Source organism: Actinomyces ihuae (assembly GCF_001457875.1).
GTDB classification, from domain to species: domain Bacteria; phylum Actinomycetota; class Actinomycetes; order Actinomycetales; family Actinomycetaceae; genus Pauljensenia; species Pauljensenia radingae_A.
The window spans coordinates 265969-282052 of sequence record NZ_CZPX01000004.1 but is presented as its reverse complement, the minus strand read 5'-3'; the positions used below and the strand labels follow the sequence as shown (position 1 = coordinate 282052).

Sequence of the window (16084 nt, the reverse complement as noted above, 5' to 3'; positions counted from 1 at the left end):
ATTCATGATCTCATGCGCAGCGTCGGCATTCCAAGAGTTACGCGTGGATCGGATGCCTCGTTGTGCGCACGCTGAACCTCCTGCCATGCGTCCCCTGCACGGGTACGGCGAACGTCGAAAAGTCCCCCGGTCAGGGCCGAGTCAGCGAGTAGATGGTGAGGCGCACCGTGCGTGACCGTTGCGCGCACCATATCGCCGGGTCGTGGCCTGTCCGCTTCTACAAGAGTGTCGGGCAGGGCGACATGTACCAGTCGGTTATCACGCGCGCGCCCCGTGATGCGTTGAGTGGCACCGTCTTTGCGGCCTTGTCCTTCGCTGACGAGGACTTCGACGGCAGTGCCTTCGAGCTTCTCATTGTCCTGCGCGCAGATCTTATCTTGCAGGGCGATAAGACGGCTGTAGCGTTCGGAGGCGACCGCGGGGTCAACCTGGTCGTCGCGATCGGCTGCGGGCGTGCCGGGGCGCGGTGAGTACAGGAAGGTGAAAGCAGATGCGAAGCGTGCTTCTTCGACGACTTCGAGGGTCTGCTCGAAATCTTTTTCCGTTTCGCCGGGGAAGCCGACGATGATGTCGGTCGTAATAGCCGCGTCGGGCATTGCTGCGCGAACGCGTTCCAAAATGCCCATGAATTTCTTGCGACGGTACGAGCGGCGCATCTGGCGCAGCACCGTGTCTGAGCCTGACTGCAATGGCATGTGCAGGGATGGCATGACGGTGGGTGTCTGAGCCATCGCCTCGATGACGTCATCAGTGAAAGCTGCCGGGTGAGGGGAGGTGAAGCGTACGCGCTCAATTCCATCGACTGCGCCGACTGTGCGCAGCAGATCAGCGAAGGCTCCTCTGTGACCGAATCCCACACCGTAGGAGTTGACGTTTTGCCCCAGCAGCGTCACTTCGATAGCGCCTTGTGCGACAACTGCTTCGACTTCCTGGAGGATCTCACCTGGCCTGCGGTCGCGTTCCTTTCCGCGCAGATGCGGCACGATGCAGAATGTGCAGGTGTTATTGCATCCGACAGAGATCGACACCCATGCCGCATACACGGATTCGCGGTGTGTGGGCAGCGTCGATGGAAAAACCTTCAGCGATTCTTCGATCTCAACTGCTGCTTCCTGGTTGTGTTCAGCGCGCCGCAACAGTGCGGGCAGAACATCGATGTTGTGTGTGCCGAAAACGGCGTCGACCCAAGGTGCGCGTTCCACAATACCGCCGCGCATTTGCTGAGCCAGGCACCCGCCCACTGCGATCTGCATGCCGGGGCGTTCACGTTTGACCTGGGCGAGCTGGCCAAGATTTCCGAACAGACGAGTCGCAGCGTTTTCTCTGACCGAGCAGGTATTGATGACCACCACGTCAGCGCCCATGTCGCCGGCATCAGTGGCACGTGCTGCAGCTTCGGGTACTTGTGAGACGGGAACCAGTCCATACTCTTCCAGTAGTCCCGCCATGCGTTCTGAATCATGCTCGTTCATCTGGCATCCGAGTGTGCGCACCGCGTAGGTACGTGGCAGTGCAGACGGTGCGGCTGGCGCGGAAAGATCGGTCAAAGAAGTCATCGTCTGAAGATTCTACTCAACAATGCCTTACTCCACCCTGTTGGGTTCGTCATGCCCGCGTGTGACCACGTCACTCACCAGCGTGATTGCAGCGTCCACAGCCGCGGTGCGCACCTGTGTGCGTGAGCGGTCAGTGAAGTGATATTCACGCTGCGTGAAGCCTTCTGGAGTGACACAGGCGATGTGGACGGTTCCTGCTTCGTGCCCGTCTGCCGGACCTGGGCCGGCCACGCCTGTGGTGGAGATACCGATATCGGCACCCATCAGGGTGCGTACCCCCTGAGCCATCTGAATGGCCACGTCCGCATCTACCGGACCGGTTCGTGCCAGGTGTGCCCGATCGACACCCAGAATGTCAGCCTTCAGCTCAGTGGCATAGGTACACACGCCTCCGCGCACCGCATCGGATGCGCCTGCAATGTTGACCAGTGTCGAGCACAGGAGCCCACCTGTCAGGGATTCAGCTGTCGCAATCGTCAGGTGTGAGTCGATAAGGTCGTGCACCAGGCGAAAAGTCGCATCATCAGATGTCATCGTCCGATTCTCTACTCCACTCATTCAACGCGGCGCCGACAACGCTGACGCACACGTGAGCCGCATATCCTTTGCGCGCCAGCATACCCGTCAGCCTGCGAAAGGCTTTATCGCGTTCAGCGCCGTCGAGCCCTCGTGACAGCACCGACCGTTTCTTCGCGTCGACAAGTTGTCGAGCCCGCGCCTGTTCATCCTCATGAGAAATCTCGCTCAGGGCCTCGTTAATCAGCTCCAGCGCAACTCCGCGTTTCGCCAGATCTGCTGCCAGTGCGCGTCCTGCTTTGCCGCCCAGCGAGAAGCGGTCCTTGACGAACATGGCGGCAAACGCGCGATCATCAACCAGTCCAACGCGTTCGAGCCGTTCCAGTACGTCATCGGCAACATCACTGGAAAAGCCACGCGACGTGATGGCCGTGTGCAGTTCGGCGCGTGATCGCGCCCTGGCGTCCAGCTGACGCAGTGCCACCTCACGTGCCGCTTCAATCGCGGCTGTCCCCGTTAAAGAAGCGTTGCGTTCGCGAATTCGCGCCATGCGTTGCGCAGCCGAATCCGCGGTTGCACGCCGACGCTGGTCACCCAGCTCAGGATGGTCTTCGGGATCCGAGTAGTTGACCACGTGCACACACCTTAGAATCCTGCATCTTCGGAGGGGTCAACGGCCGGCTCCGCTGTCTCCGAAGCCTCCTCGGACTGTGTTGATTCTTCTTCGGGAGATGCTTCGATGCCAACGGCCTGCAGGATCTTGTGTTCGATCTCGTCGGCAAGTTCAGCATTGTCAACAAGGAACTGGCGGGCGTTCTCCTTGCCCTGGCCCAGCTGATCATCTCCGTAGGTAAACCAGGAACCTGACTTGCGCACGATGCCGCTTTCCACGCCCATGTCAATCAGGGAGCCTTCACGTGAGATTCCCTTACCGTAGACGATGTCGAACTCCGCCTGCTTGAACGGCGGCGCCATCTTGTTCTTGACGACTTTGGCGCGGGTGCGGTTGCCGACGGGTTGATCGCCATTTTTGAGAGTCTGGATACGACGCACGTCGATGCGAACTGAAGCGTAGAACTTCAGTGCCTTGCCACCCGTTGTTGTCTCGGGAGATCCGAAGAACACACCGATCTTTTCACGCAGCTGGTTAATGAAGATCGCAGTTGTCCCTGTGGCCGACAGGACGCCTGCGATCTTGCGCAGCGCCTGACTCATCAGACGGGCCTGCAGGCCGACGTGCGAGTCACCCATTTCGCCTTCGATTTCTGCCTTGGGAACGAGCGCGGCCACCGAGTCAATGACGATGATGTCAATGCCGCCCGAGCGGATCAGCATGTCGGCAATTTCCAGTGCCTGTTCACCGGTGTCAGGCTGTGAAACCAGCAGGGAGTCAGTGTCCACGCCCAAAGCACGCGCATACTCCGGATCAAGTGCGTGCTCAGCGTCGATGAACGCAGCGTTTCCACCCGCTTTTTGTGCGTTGGCAACGGCGTGCAGAGCAACGGTGGTTTTACCGGAAGATTCTGGTCCATAGATTTCAACGACTCGACCGCGCGGCAAACCGCCGATACCCAGTGCGATGTCGAGGGCCAGCGAACCTGTGGGAATGACGCGTACGGGCGGGCGCGCATCGTCGCCCAGTCGCATCACAGATCCTTTTCCGAACTGCTTATCGATCTGCGCGAGTGCCACTTCCAGTGCTTTGTCGCGATCTGTGGTCGCTTGCTGCGCACGCGGGGCTGTTTTCCTGGCCATCGTGTTTCTCCTCGTCGTTGCGGGCTCTCCGCCCAATGGATCAGTCCTGGTCTCGGAATGCGGTCCCCTCGCCGGGGTGCATGAGTGACGATATGCCCGACCATAGGCATTTGGGATTCGTCGCGAGCAATCTGTGGAAAGCTGGAGCGAATCGGGCCACCTGTGGATACAGTAGTGGAACACGTGTTCGATTGTGAAACGACACGCTGATGTCACAAACGTGAGCCGCCTCGCCCGTCAATTCTCGCGCAGGCAACCGTTCGGCTCGCCTTCAGCGCTTCTTCTTCGGGCGCCTGTGCACCCAGCGGGCTTCTTCGCCTTTTCCGGTTTCATCGACGAGGGCGTCCCATATCACCTCAACGTCAACACCGGCATCCATCGCCTCACGGCCGCTCATTTTCAGCGGGACGAGGTAGAGGTCCTGAAACAGGGAACGCCCCAACGCAGGTCCATAGACCTGGTCAAGGGCGTTCCAGAATTCTGATTTGAGCACGAAGCTGAACCGTTCTAGCTCAACAGCGCAACCGACATCAAATCATCGGGTACCGTATCGGGCACCGTTGTGCTTTCAATGATCGCCATGCGATCTGACACGGTGCGCAGGACGACCCACAGCGGGACGCCTAGTGCTCCGGTAATGGCTTGCAGCAGTTCAGAGGAGGCTTCTTTCTGTCCCCTCTCAACTTCGGACAGATATCCCAGCGACACCTGTGCCTGAGATGAAACTTCGCGTAAGGTCCGGCCCTGGTCCTGACGCAGTGAGCGCAGCACGTCGCCGATCTCGGTGCGAAGCAGTGGTGCTGTTGCAGTTGTCGTCATGTTCTGACTGTATCCTCTCGTTGAACTCACATGCATCCTATGTTCACCAACTGGGAAGTTACTGAACACCAGCTTGCAATGCGCAGGATCATTTCCTTGTCTGATCATTTCAACGCCCTTGACGATGTCTTTATTCCCGGCAGTTGACAGATCCCTAATGTGGGGTACGTCTCGATTCGGGGAGTTGGTACTCCCCTGGCCGGCAGCGTCAGTGCGTGATTTCAAATTGTTTGAGCAGTGTGCGGCTGGCGTGCGAGTCTGTGGCCTGCAGCGCCAGGAGCTGCGCGTAGATTCCGCCACTGCGCGCCAGTTCAGCAGGCGACCCGACCTCATCGATCGTCCCGTTCTTCAAGGTGACGATTCGATCCACCGTTGCGATCGTGGACAGCCTGTGCGCGATGATGATCGTCGTGCGCCCATGCATGAGTTCGTCGAGGCCGGCCTGAACCTGCCGTTCAGCTTTGGTGTCTAGGGCTGAGGTTGCCTCATCGAGCACGAGGATCGGCGCGTCCTTGAGCATGGCGCGAGCAACGGAGATGCGCTGTTTTTGCCCACCTGACAGTTTGATGCCGCGCTCACCGATCTGCGTGTCGAAGCGTTCGGGAAGGCGCTCAATGAACGACAGGGCGTTCGCTCGACGCGCCACCTCGACAATCTCGTCGTCCGTAGCGTCGGGTTTGCCGTAGGTGATGTTGTCACGAATCGTGCCGGAGAACAGGCTCGCGTCCTGGAAAACAACACCGATCTGATCGCGCAACGTCTGAGTCGGCACCTGCGTCACGTCATGTCCGCGTACCCTCAGCACGCCTGAATCAGGCGTGTACAGCTTCATCAGCAGGTTGATCATCGTGGTTTTCCCACCACCTGACTCACCCACAAACGCGATGCGTTCACCTTTGCGAATAGCGAGGGAAATATCGCGCAGGACTGCCTCGTCGGTGTAACCAAAGTTGACGTGGGTGTACTCGACGTATGGATCCTCGCTGGACCAGTCGATTGTCTCGTGCACGGCGGTCAGCGGCTCGTCGGGTTCTGACATGACTTTGAAGTACTCGTTGGAGCCGGTGATCGCCTTTTGCAGGGTATCCACGTAGTAGCTCATCGACGTGACAGGCTGCTTGGCCATGTTGATCAGTTGGATCAGCAGCACCATTGATCCAACGGAGAAGGCGCCGCGAGCAGTTTGGATGAAGATAATCAGGTAGACCGCGAAGAACACCAGGTCCAGGCACACGCGACGAATAATGTCCATGCGGTGCCAGTAGGCAGACTGGGAGCGCGTGATGCTGATTGCGTCGTCGTAGTGCCCGTCGAAGGCTTCCAGTTCGGAACGCTCACGCGTATAGGACTTCACGACGCGAAGCTGGCCGATGACTTCAGCAAAACGGCCACCCGAGATGTCGTAGTGCTCGTTCTTCTGATGCTCCCACACCTGCCATTTCACCGAGGTCAAAGCTGTAAGCCAGACGAACAGCGGGTAGATGATGAACAGGCACAACGCCAGCCACGGCGAGTGCAGGCCAGCCACAACCAGCACCGTGACGACGGTGAGGATCGTGGTGAAAAACGAATTGGCGAATACCTGCAGGAAGTCAGCCACCGAAGTGATTGAACGGTTCAGGCGCGAAATGATCGTGCCGGTCAGCTCGGAATCAAAATAGCGCTGCGGCAGGCGCAGCAGTTTCGAAAAATAGTTGTGCGACAGGATCGCGCGGATCCTCGTGCTCATCTGGTCACCCATATAGCCGGTGACGTTCGTGATCAACGAGTTCAGCACCATGAGTGCGAGCAGTCCAACGGCCAGCCACACCAGGGTGGTGATCGTCGCGTTCGTCTTGCCGCCGATCATGTCCACGACGATCTGCGTGCCCTGCGCGATGACGAAGGGGCTGAGCAGGGAGGTCACCGTCGTGACGATGGCGCCGATGATAATGCCAACGTAGAGCGGCCACAGTGACCGGGCGTTTGACAGGATTCGCCAGATATTCTTCATGTCTGAGATGACACCTAATGTTTGCCGAACAGTTTGACGCTTTCGATCACGTAGCCGGCTCCACTCCACAATGTGGCGATCAGAGTCAGTGCTGCAACGACGACCATGAACCATGATCCCGGCATAACGATGTTCGAAAAAGTGGACCAGGGCAGCAGCAGAATGAAGATCAGGAACATTTGCAACAAGGTCTTGAACTTGCCCGCAAGCGATGCAGCAACGACAACTGAGCGTTTGAGCAGGAGTGCACGCAACACCGTCACGCCTAGTTCTCTTGCCGCAATGACGATGGTGAACCACCACGGGAGGTAACCCGCGATGCTCAGCATGATGAAGGCGCTCAAGGTCAGTGCCTTGTCGGCAATCGGATCCATGATCCGGCCGAAATCGGTAATGAGGTCCTGCGAGCGGGCGATGTGCCCATCGAGCTGGTCGGTGACGCCGGCAATCACGAACACGCTGACCGCCCACCAGTGCAGGTTCCAGTCATGCTGCAGCATCAAGATGATGAGGATGGGCACCATGATGAGGCGAAAAACAGTCAGGATGTTGGGAACATTGACCCAGGAGCGCTTCGGCCCCTCATCCAACATCGAGACGTTTTCCGGTGCTGACTTCATCATGATGAATCCTATCGTGTTCAGCGACCAGTCAGTTGCCAGGCGTCTTCATTTGGACCTGACCCGTCGTCATAGTCCTTCTCATCGACCCAGTCATCAGGTGCGCCGATGCTGGTCAGGTCCCGGTGAGGGTGGGCGAACGGCCCTGCATGTGAGTCATGACCCATTGAGTCGCCGTACGCGTCAGGTGCGTGATCAGCGGACGAGGGCGCGCCGTGGTAGCCGCCCTGACTGGAGGCCGGATCGGCAGGTTGTTCCGGTTCGGAAGCATGTACGGAATCCGTTTCCCCGCGCAGCATTGCCAGCACGTCCGGCAAGGACTCAGGTGGAACCAGCACTTCGCGCGCCTTGGATCCTTCGGACGGGCCGACAATTTCGCGCGATTCCAGCAGATCCATCAATCGTCCTGCGCGTGCGAACCCGATGCGCAGTTTGCGCTGCAGCATGGAGGTGGAGCCCAGCTGTGTGGAAATCACCAGTTCGGCTGCCTGCAGCAGATCCTCAAGATCATCACCAATATCCTCAGCAACCTTCGGCTTCTTCGCAGGTGCCGTGACGTCTTGACGGTACTGCACTTCCATCTGCTCCTTCACATGCGTGACAACAGCATGGATTTCAGATTCAGTGACCCACGAGCTCTGAACGCGCAAAGGTTTCGCCGCACCCGCCGGCAGATACAGGCCGTCACCTTGACCGATCAGCTTTTCAGCACCGGTCTGGTCCAAAATCACGCGCGAGTCAGTTTGCGAGGCTGTTGCGAACGCGAGACGAGAGGGAACATTAGCTTTAATGCCGCCGGTGACCACGTCCACCGACGGGCGCTGGGTGGCCAGCACCAGGTGAATGCCGGCCGCACGTGCCAGCTGTGTAATGCGCTGAATGGACGCTTCCACGTCACGAGGCGCCACCATCATCAGGTCCGCCAGCTCATCGACCACGACCAGCAGGTACGGGTAGGGCTTGAGCGTGCGATCCAGTCCCGGCAGCGCGTGCACCTGCCCGGACAGCACGGCCTTGTTGAAGTCGTCAATATGACGGAACTTGTATGTGTGCAGGTCGTCGTAACGCCTGGTCATCTCTTCAACAACCCATTCAAGCGCTTCGGCGGCTTTCTTCGGATCCGTGATGATCGGTGCGATCAGGTGCGGTATTCCGTCATAGACCGTCAGTTCCACACGCTTGGGGTCCACCAGAATCATGCGTACCTGCTGCGGAGTGGCGCGCATCATGATGGACGTGATCATCGAGTTGATGAAGCTCGACTTACCCGAACCGGTCTGGCCTGCAACCAGCAGGTGCGGTGTCTTCGCCAGGTTGGTGACAACGTAGCCACCCTCGACGTCCTTACCCACACCGACCATGAGCGGGTGGTGATTGCGCTTGGCGACACCGGAGCGCAGCACGTCACCCAATGCGACCGTCTCGCGGTCAGGGTTCGGGATCTCCACACCGATGGCGGACTTGCCGGGAATCGGTGAAATGATGCGCACGTCTGCTGTTGCCACAGCGTAGGCAATGTTCTTCGACAGGTTCGTGATGCGTTCAACCTTGACGCCCGGACCCAGCTCGACGACGTATCGAGTCACCGTGGGGCCGCGCGAAAAGCCTGTCACTGTGGCGTCGACGTTAAATTCGGTCAATACGCGCTGCAGGGCCTCGATGATCTGATCGTTCGCGGCAGAACGCGTCTTGTGCGGCGCGCCGCGGACCAGAAGGGATTCGTCAGGCAGCGTATAGGAAATCGACTCGTCGAGCTCGGGCTGGAACGAACTGGCAGGCGGCTCGGTCGTGGGCGGTGCGGCCAGTGTGGAGGTCTCCTCCCCTGCTCCCGTATCTGCCTGTGGCAGGACCTGGGTTGCTGCTTCTGGTTCGTGGTCTGACGAGGGGGGCTCCGTTTCCTCGATGTCCTGGTGTTCTGACACATTCGGGACGGCGTGTGCGCTCTCGTGTGCACGGCGGAATGCTTCATCCGCGTCGTAGGAATCCAGCTGAGCGGTGGCCGCAAGCTCGTCCTCGTCACTATCGACATCGTCTGCATCAATGCGTTCACGCTGGTCCTGGCGTGACAGGATGCGCCACCATGAGCGCAGCACTGCGGGAATGTCACTGATTCGGGTGCGGGTGGCAAGCAGCAGTGAGTACAGGGCGAGCAGCACCAGAATGGGGATCGCTCCCCAGGGTGACAGCAGCTGAGCCAGCGGGCGTCCGATGAACCAGCCGGCAAGCCCTCCGGCTGCTTCAAGCCGGTCAAAGGAATCGATGTTCGGGTTTCCCGCGGTGATGTGGGTGATGCCCGCAATCGACATGGCCATGCCGATTCCACCTGCAATGTGGTGTGGCAGCGCGTGCTGGCCGGACCGTGCCTTGATGAGCTCGATCGACAAAGCCACGAACAGAATCGGCACCAGAACGGAGAACAGTCCGACCAGGCCGGCTACCGCGTGATGCACGATCATTCCTGCGGTCCCCGATATGCCGAACCATTCACGCAGGGCGATGATAATGGCCAGCCCACACAAGATGAATGCCAACGCGTCGCGTTTAAGCTGAGGGTCCGTAGCGCGCCACTGCTCGTGTGCGCTGCGAACCGCGTGGCCGGTTGCCGACGCTGCCCGTGCCAGTCCGCCTGGGCGTGCCGGAGCGTTCTCGGCGCGTGCAGAGGAGCGCCCCGAGGTTCGAGAGCTGCGAGTACGCGAAGATGATGCAGGTTTTTTGGCCATGATACTTCGACGCTACCGCGAACACTTTCCGATCCGTTTCAGACGCGCCGACCGACTCGCCAGATCGCCTCACATGGAGTATTTCACGCGCTTTTCCCGCAGGACTTCCTCGATCTGGCTGCGCGTGGGCACCGGCAGAGCCGATTCATGTGAAATGGTCACCGCTGCCGCGGCGTTGGCAATGCGGCATGCTTCGATCAGGTCATGCCCCTCCAACAGTGCGGCCGACATGATCGCGATATGCGTATCGCCCACACCGACCGTGTCAACGGTGATGGAATCGAATGCGGGAATCTGCACGCGCGGCGAGTTCTCATCGACCTGCACTTCGCACCCCATCACGCCCAGGCGACGCACGATTGCGGCGTCGGGGCGTATGACATGTCGAATCGCAGTGCCAGGCTCAGTAGTTGCCAGAATCCGGCTCAACGTGGAGGCCTGGCGGATATTCATGGTCAGAACATCCACACGTTTCAGCAGTCGGCGCCACGCCCACACTGGTACCTGCTCCACAGCCGGTGACACGGAGACCACCAAAGTGACATCATCGGGCAGGTCTGCTCCCCATCCGGACAGGACGCGCGCACTGGACTCGTTGACCAGGTCAGCGCCACCGATATGGACAAGGTCCCCCTCCTGCAGCTCAATACGGTCGAGGGCGGCACGCGATGGTTCAGATTCAACGCCTGACGTAGCGACGGACGTGGTCGAGCCGTCGTTTTCCACCAACATGATGGCAGCGCCGATGTCGCCCACCAGTTCATCAGTCACGATCTGGACGCCAGCGTGGGCAAGCTGGCGGCGCACGGTGAAGGAGTTCGGTCCGGTTCCCAGTGGTGAGGCCAGCAGCGCGGGGATCCCGTAGGCTGCCACGGCTGACAGCGTGGTGAAACCACCTCCCGGTCGTGACATGGCGCTGTCTGCCCGCACGGATGTTCCCCGCTCGGGGATGTGATCAACGTGCAGCGGGAGCGACAGCACGATGGAATCTGTCGAGATGAAACGACCGGTCATGCCATTACCGTACCTTCTGTTCCTGCGTGAGTCATAGGACGCACATATGGGAACGCCAGAATCTGACGAATCGTGCTGCCGGTCAACAACATGACCAACCGATCCATTCCGATTCCCACACCTCCGGTCGGCACCAATCCCAGGTCGAGGTCATCGAGAAATGCCGTGTCGATGCTCATTGCCTCAGGGTCTCCCGCTGCTGCCGCCAGCGACTGTTCAACGAAACGTTCGCGCTGGTCAATAGGGTCTGTCAGCTCTGTGTAGGCCGTGCCTAACTCCATGCCAAAAGCCACCAGGTCCCACCGTTCGGCAAGACGGGGGTCGTCGCGATGTTTGCGGGTCAGTGGCGAAGAGGATGCTGGGAAGTCGCGGTAGAACGTCGGCTGAACCGTTTGCGCTTCAACTAGGTCATCGTAGAGTACCGCGATCAGTGCTCCGTGGTCGACAACGGGTGGTACGTCAATGCCGTGCGCGTGACAGAGGCCGATCAGCTCATCATCGTCCGAATCCGGTGTCACTGTGGTGTTCGTGGCAGCACTGATCGCCTCATGGACACCAATCACAGGCCACTCACCTGACAGGTCGTATTCGACCATGTCCACACCGTCGTAGCGGCACACCGTCTGCAATCCCTCGGTACCGAATGACCCTGCCGGCCGCAGACATACGCATTGTCCGTTGACTTCCAGGGCGCAGCGTTGGATGAGTTCCTGGGCCAGATGACGCATCGTTGTGTAGTCGCCGCCCGCTCGGTAGGCCTCCAGGGAGGTGAACTCGGGATTATGGGTCATGTCCGCCCCCTCGTTCCTGAAGGAGCGTCCCATTTCGAAAATGGCGTCCATACCCGCCACAGCCAGTCGCTTCAAGTACAGTTCGGGAGCTATCCGCAAGAATACGTTGGAACCATAGGCATTCAGGTGTGTAATAAATGGCCGAGCGTTCGCCCCGCCCTTAATCGGATGCAGGATTGGCGTTTCCACTTCGGTAAATCCGTTGTGCGCCAGCACAGCGCGCGTAGTGGCCATCACGCGCGAGCGTTTGCGCAGAAGATCCACCGCAGTGGAGTCTGTCAACAGATGTGTCACACGCTGGCGGGAGCGGGTCTGAGCATCCAGCGACGTGCCGTGGGCAGGCAGAGGACGCAGCGATTTTGCCGCCATCGTCCACGTTGCCACCCGCACCGTCGGCTCGCCAAAGCGTGTACGTCCTGGGTGCCCTGTTACTGCCACCGAGTCTCCGATGTCACACAGGCCCCACAGTTCGAACACTGCCGGTTCCGTCGTGGATTGTTCCAGCATGATCTGAATCGTCTGCCCGCCTCGGTCAAGGTCGGCGAAGATGATGCCGCCATGATCTCGGATGGCACGGATGCGCCCACCGGTAGTGACCTCGTCAGGGGACCAGGTATCATCGGCACACTGCCGCGCTTGAGCGCGCACCTGATCAGGGAGAAGCCCCAGCGACAGTGACGGGGGCCATGGTTCCATGCCGCTTTGGCGCAGACGCTCAGCCTTGGAGCGGCGGACGCGTTCTTGCTCCGTGAGTGCACGCTGCGGCACAACAGCCTGATGGGCTTCCTGCTCGATGGCGTGCACTGCCCGGCGGTGTTCGTCATCAATGCCCCATGACTGTCCATGGTCAATGTCAGCCCATACGGGCAGGAAACCCTCTAGTCCACCGGCTGCAGCCAGAACATGTGTGATTTCTGCGAACGTGCGATAGCACATATAACGAGGAAACCACTCGGGGCGGTAGCGGGAATTGGATTCATACAGGGACTCGAGCTGCCACCATTTGGATGCGGCGCGCATGATGCGCCGGAGCAGCCGGGCACGCCACGTGGCATCAACCGCCTCGCCCTCGCGAAAAATGCGACGGAACATCGCAAAGTTCAATGAGATCGCGTTGATCGGCCCGTCAGCGCAGTCCGTTATCAGGGCGACAATCATGGCTTCAATGATGCCGTTTGTCGCTGTAGCTGATCGACGCATCAGGTTCAGTGACAGCCCCGTATTGCCCCACGGCACGAATGTCAGGATTGCTTCGATAGTGCCGTCACCTGCGCGGGCAACGACTACTCGTGTGCGTGAATCCACCGGGTCGAACATGCGGTCCAGCGCCATGGAAAAGCCGCGTTCGTCGCCTCTGCGATACTCGTTGGCGACCCGTTCCAGGCAGCAGCGTTCCTCGGCGTCGATCTCTCCGAGCTGGCGGATCGAAATATCGATACCGGCGCGTGCCACTCGGCGAACCGCATGGGCAAGGTCTTTCATGTAGGGATCACGCAATTCGAAGTCGCGGACGTGGACGATTGCTTCATCCCCCATGGCTCGCACGGCAAACCCCTGCTGTCGGTAGGCACGCGCTCCTGATTCGGAGGCAGAAAGAACGGCCGGAATCCATCCGAAGCGGGCGCAGCGCAGGCGCCACTGCGCGATCGCGTTCTGCCATGATTGGGGATCACCCAGCGGGTCGCCGGCAGCCATGCAGACACCAAACAGAACCGAATAGGATACGCCGGCACGTTGATCTGTTGACAGCACCAGGGACCGGTCACCACGGGTTGCGAAGTACCCGAGCGAATCTGTTCCCCAACGGGCCAGCAGTTCGCGCGTTTTCAGGTCATCTCCGCAAGTGCGTCCCGGAGTTTTCTGCCCGCGCAGGAAGTAGGCCAGTGCCAACAGATAGATCAGCGCTGACCATAAAGACAACGCCAGTGCAAGGGGGCGCGGCCCTATCGGCTCGCTACCGTCGGTCAGTGTCAGCGACACGAAGCCCAGAGAACGTGAAATCACCCATCCGGGTCCAGCAGTGGTATGCGACCACGGTCCCCACGTCACCAGCACAATTCCCCACACGATCGAAGTGCCGATCCCTGTGATCAGAATGACCAAGGCACCGACGAGGGACCCGCGCACAATGTGCGAGGGAAACGAGGCCCGATAGTGCAACAGCGCCACCATCACGATGAGCGCCACGAGCGGCGAGATCAGTAAGGACGGCATATCCAGCCACACAACGCTACCGTCCGCAACGAAAAGGATGATGAACAACACGGACGTGAGGGCGCCAATGATCTGGAAAAAGGCGATGGCCCATAGTACGACGCGTTTTCGTCGCGATGCGGCCAGCGCGATTGACCCACACACTACTGCTTCGAACAGGCCGGCACCCGACGGCAAGTTCAACGCGCTCGTGATCAACATGCCGATTTCAACGACGCGCGGAGCGATCAGGTGGATCAGCACCGACAGGAGGGACCAGATCATCGTAATGGCGTAAATGTCCGAGACGATGGTCGGTATTCTCAGCGCGCGGGCGGTGGCCTGCTCGCTGGCTGGTGGAAGCGGACTGCGTTTCGATGTGGACGGTGTTACGTTCACTGCTCGACCACGACAGGCACAATCATCGGCCGGCGACGCAGCTTGCGCGCCACCCACCTGCCCAGAACGCGCCGCATGGCCTGCTGCAGTTTGTAGGGATCCTGTCCTCCTGGCGCTGCTGCCTGGCGCAGTGCGTCATCCACATCAGGCAGGATCTCGTCGAAAACAGAATCGTCCTCAGCCATGCCGATCGCGCGGATCGTCGGCGGTGCGAGCACCATCCCTGAATCATGTTCCACCACGGCGTACACGCTGATGAACCCTTCGGCTCCCAGCGTGCGACGCGTCTCGAGTTCGTCGTCGGAAATTTCACCGATCGAGCGTCCGTCGACGTAGATGTATTCACATGGAACCGCGCCCACAACGCGCGCTTTCCCATCGATCAGGTCAACGACCACGCCGTCTTCAGCCAGCACGACATTTTCCGGGGAGACACCTGTCTTGACGGCCAGCTGTCCGTTGGCCACCAGGTGGCGGATCTCGCCGTGAATCGGCATGACGTTGGCGGGCTGCACGAGGTTGTAAGCGTAGATGAGTTCACCGGCAGAGGCGTGACCGGACACGTGAACCTTCGCATTGGCCTGGTGCACGACTTTTGCGCCCAGTCGAGTCAGGTCGTTGATGACCCGATAGACCGAGTTTTCATTGCCCGGGATCAGTGAGGAAGCGAACACCACAGTGTCGCCCGGTTCGATCGTGACGAATCGGTGCGATCCTACGCTCATGCGTGACAGCGCGGCCATCGGTTCGCCCTGCGAGCCGGTCGCCATGTAGACGCGCTGCTCTGGAGGCAGCTCCCCTATCATCGAGCGTTCGATCAGGACACCCTCGGGAATTGACAGGTAGCCTTTTTCTTCCGCGATGCGCATATTGCGTTCCATTGACCGTCCCACGAGGGCGACCCTGCGTCCACTGCGCGCCGCCGCATTGATGACCTGTTGGACGCGGTGCACGTGCGAGGCGAAGGAGGCCACGATGATCTGGCCGGTCGCATCTGAGAAAACCTGGTTGAGGACGGGGCCGATTTCGCGTTCAGGAGTGATGAATCCTGGCACCTCGGCGTTTGTGGAGTCCACCATGAACAGGTCGACGCCTTCTTCGCCGAACCGGGCGAATGAACGCAGGTCGGTCAGGCGGTGGTCGAGGGGCAACTGGTCCATCTTGAAGTCACCGGTCATCAGAACTTTGCCGGCGGGAGTGCGCACGAACACTGCGAGCGCATCCGGAATGGAGTGCGTCACCGCAATAAATTCCAGGCTGAACGGGCCGACCTCGGCAGTGTCATGTTCATCTACGACGTTCAGGGGTGGGTTCTCCAGGCGGTGCTCGCGCAACTTGGGCTCAACGAACGACAATGTCAGGTCCGACCCATAGATCGGGATGTCAGAGCGCAGTTTGAGCAGGTAGGGGACGGCGCCGATGTGATCTTCGTGGCCGTGGGTCAGTACCATCGCCTCCACATCGTCGAGGCGCTCCTCAATCCACGAGAAGTCAGGCAGAATCAGGTCAACACCTGGCTGACTTTCTTCGGGGAAGAGAACGCCGCAGTCGACGATGAGCAGCTTTCCGTCATATTCGAGGACGGTCATGTTGCGGCCGACCTCACCGAGGCCACCGAGGGGCACGATCCGCACGGCGCCCTCGGGTAGGGGTGCCGGTTCGGTTAAGTTTTCGTACAGGGACTTCATGGGGCAAGTGTCTCACGCAT

General features: G+C 59.8%; 12 protein-coding genes. All 12 read right to left on the bottom strand.

Features of this window, described 5'->3' with window-relative positions; genetic code table 11:
• Positions 1 to 2: 2 nt before the first annotated feature.
• The gene (gene miaB / locus BN3002_RS02445; RefSeq protein WP_058236446.1) at positions 3 to 1556 is read right to left on the bottom strand and encodes a tRNA (N6-isopentenyl adenosine(37)-C2)-methylthiotransferase MiaB; all 1554 of its coding nucleotides are present in this window, start codon (positions 1554 to 1556) and stop codon (positions 3 to 5) included.
• A 27-nt stretch (positions 1557 to 1583) separates the two neighbouring features.
• Positions 1584 to 2090, bottom strand: coding sequence for a CinA family protein (locus BN3002_RS02440; protein WP_058236445.1), 507 nt, complete (start codon positions 2088 to 2090; stop codon positions 1584 to 1586).
• A complete protein-coding gene (locus BN3002_RS02435; RefSeq protein WP_257525435.1) occupies positions 2080 to 2712 on the bottom strand; it encodes a regulatory protein RecX in 633 nt (210 codons plus the stop codon). The genes BN3002_RS02440 and BN3002_RS02435 overlap by 11 nt, the downstream gene beginning before the upstream one ends.
• 5 nt (positions 2713 to 2717) lie before the next feature.
• Entirely contained in the window at positions 2718 to 3827 is a 1110-nt protein-coding gene (gene recA, locus BN3002_RS02430; protein ID WP_058236443.1) for a recombinase RecA, read from the bottom strand.
• Between the two features lie 271 nt (positions 3828 to 4098).
• Entirely contained in the window at positions 4099 to 4320 is a 222-nt protein-coding gene (locus BN3002_RS02425; RefSeq protein ID WP_058236442.1) for a DUF3046 domain-containing protein, read from the bottom strand.
• A 14-nt stretch (positions 4321 to 4334) separates the two neighbouring features.
• On the bottom strand, positions 4335 to 4646 hold the full coding sequence (locus BN3002_RS02420; RefSeq protein WP_058236441.1) for a helix-turn-helix domain-containing protein: 312 nt from the start codon (positions 4644 to 4646) through the stop codon (positions 4335 to 4337).
• Positions 4647 to 4854: 208 nt separating this feature from the next.
• Positions 4855 to 6639, bottom strand: coding sequence for an ABC transporter ATP-binding protein (locus BN3002_RS02415; protein ID WP_058236440.1), 1785 nt, complete (start codon positions 6637 to 6639; stop codon positions 4855 to 4857).
• Between the two features lie 14 nt (positions 6640 to 6653).
• Positions 6654 to 7262: a CDP-diacylglycerol--glycerol-3-phosphate 3-phosphatidyltransferase gene (gene pgsA, locus BN3002_RS02410; protein ID WP_227469210.1), complete on the bottom strand. Its 609-nt coding sequence runs from the start codon at positions 7260 to 7262 to the stop codon at positions 6654 to 6656.
• A gap of 17 nt (positions 7263 to 7279) precedes the next feature.
• Positions 7280 to 9979: a DNA translocase FtsK gene (locus BN3002_RS02405; RefSeq protein WP_058236439.1), complete on the bottom strand. Its 2700-nt coding sequence runs from the start codon at positions 9977 to 9979 to the stop codon at positions 7280 to 7282.
• 69 nt (positions 9980 to 10048) lie between these two features.
• Positions 10049 to 10993, bottom strand: coding sequence for a PfkB family carbohydrate kinase (locus tag BN3002_RS02400; RefSeq protein WP_193599980.1), 945 nt, complete (start codon positions 10991 to 10993; stop codon positions 10049 to 10051).
• A complete protein-coding gene (gene lysX, locus BN3002_RS02395) occupies positions 10990 to 14376 on the bottom strand; it encodes a bifunctional lysylphosphatidylglycerol synthetase/lysine--tRNA ligase LysX (RefSeq protein ID WP_058236438.1) in 3387 nt (1128 codons plus the stop codon). The genes BN3002_RS02400 and lysX overlap by 4 nt, the downstream gene beginning before the upstream one ends.
• Positions 14373 to 16064 (bottom strand): ribonuclease J, encoded by a 1692-nt coding sequence (locus tag BN3002_RS02390; protein WP_058236437.1) that lies wholly within the window; start codon positions 16062 to 16064, stop codon positions 14373 to 14375. Before BN3002_RS02390 ends, lysX begins: the two co-directional genes overlap by 4 nt.
• Between the last annotated feature and the right edge of the window lie 20 nt (positions 16065 to 16084).

Excerpts from the sequence above, each read along its gene's own strand:
- BN3002_RS02400 (WP_193599980.1), bottom strand. The coding sequence starts at position 10,993 with ATGACCGGTCGTTTCATCTCGACAGATTCCATCGTGCTGTCGCTCCCG.
- BN3002_RS02405 (WP_058236439.1), bottom strand. The coding sequence starts at position 9,979 with ATGGCCAAAAAACCTGCATCATCTTCGCGTACTCGCAGCTCTCGAACC.
- BN3002_RS02415 (WP_058236440.1), bottom strand. The coding sequence starts at position 6,639 with ATGAAGAATATCTGGCGAATCCTGTCAAACGCCCGGTCACTGTGGCCG.
- BN3002_RS02440 (WP_058236445.1), bottom strand. The coding sequence starts at position 2,090 with ATGACATCTGATGATGCGACTTTTCGCCTGGTGCACGACCTTATCGAC.
- miaB (WP_058236446.1), bottom strand. The coding sequence starts at position 1,556 with ATGACTTCTTTGACCGATCTTTCCGCGCCAGCCGCACCGTCTGCACTG.
- pgsA (WP_227469210.1), bottom strand. The coding sequence starts at position 7,262 with ATGATGAAGTCAGCACCGGAAAACGTCTCGATGTTGGATGAGGGGCCG.
- recA (WP_058236443.1), bottom strand. The coding sequence starts at position 3,827 with ATGGCCAGGAAAACAGCCCCGCGTGCGCAGCAAGCGACCACAGATCGC.
- BN3002_RS02420 (WP_058236441.1), bottom strand. The coding sequence starts at position 4,646 with ATGACGACAACTGCAACAGCACCACTGCTTCGCACCGAGATCGGCGAC.
- BN3002_RS02390 (WP_058236437.1), bottom strand. The coding sequence starts at position 16,064 with ATGAAGTCCCTGTACGAAAACTTAACCGAACCGGCACCCCTACCCGAG.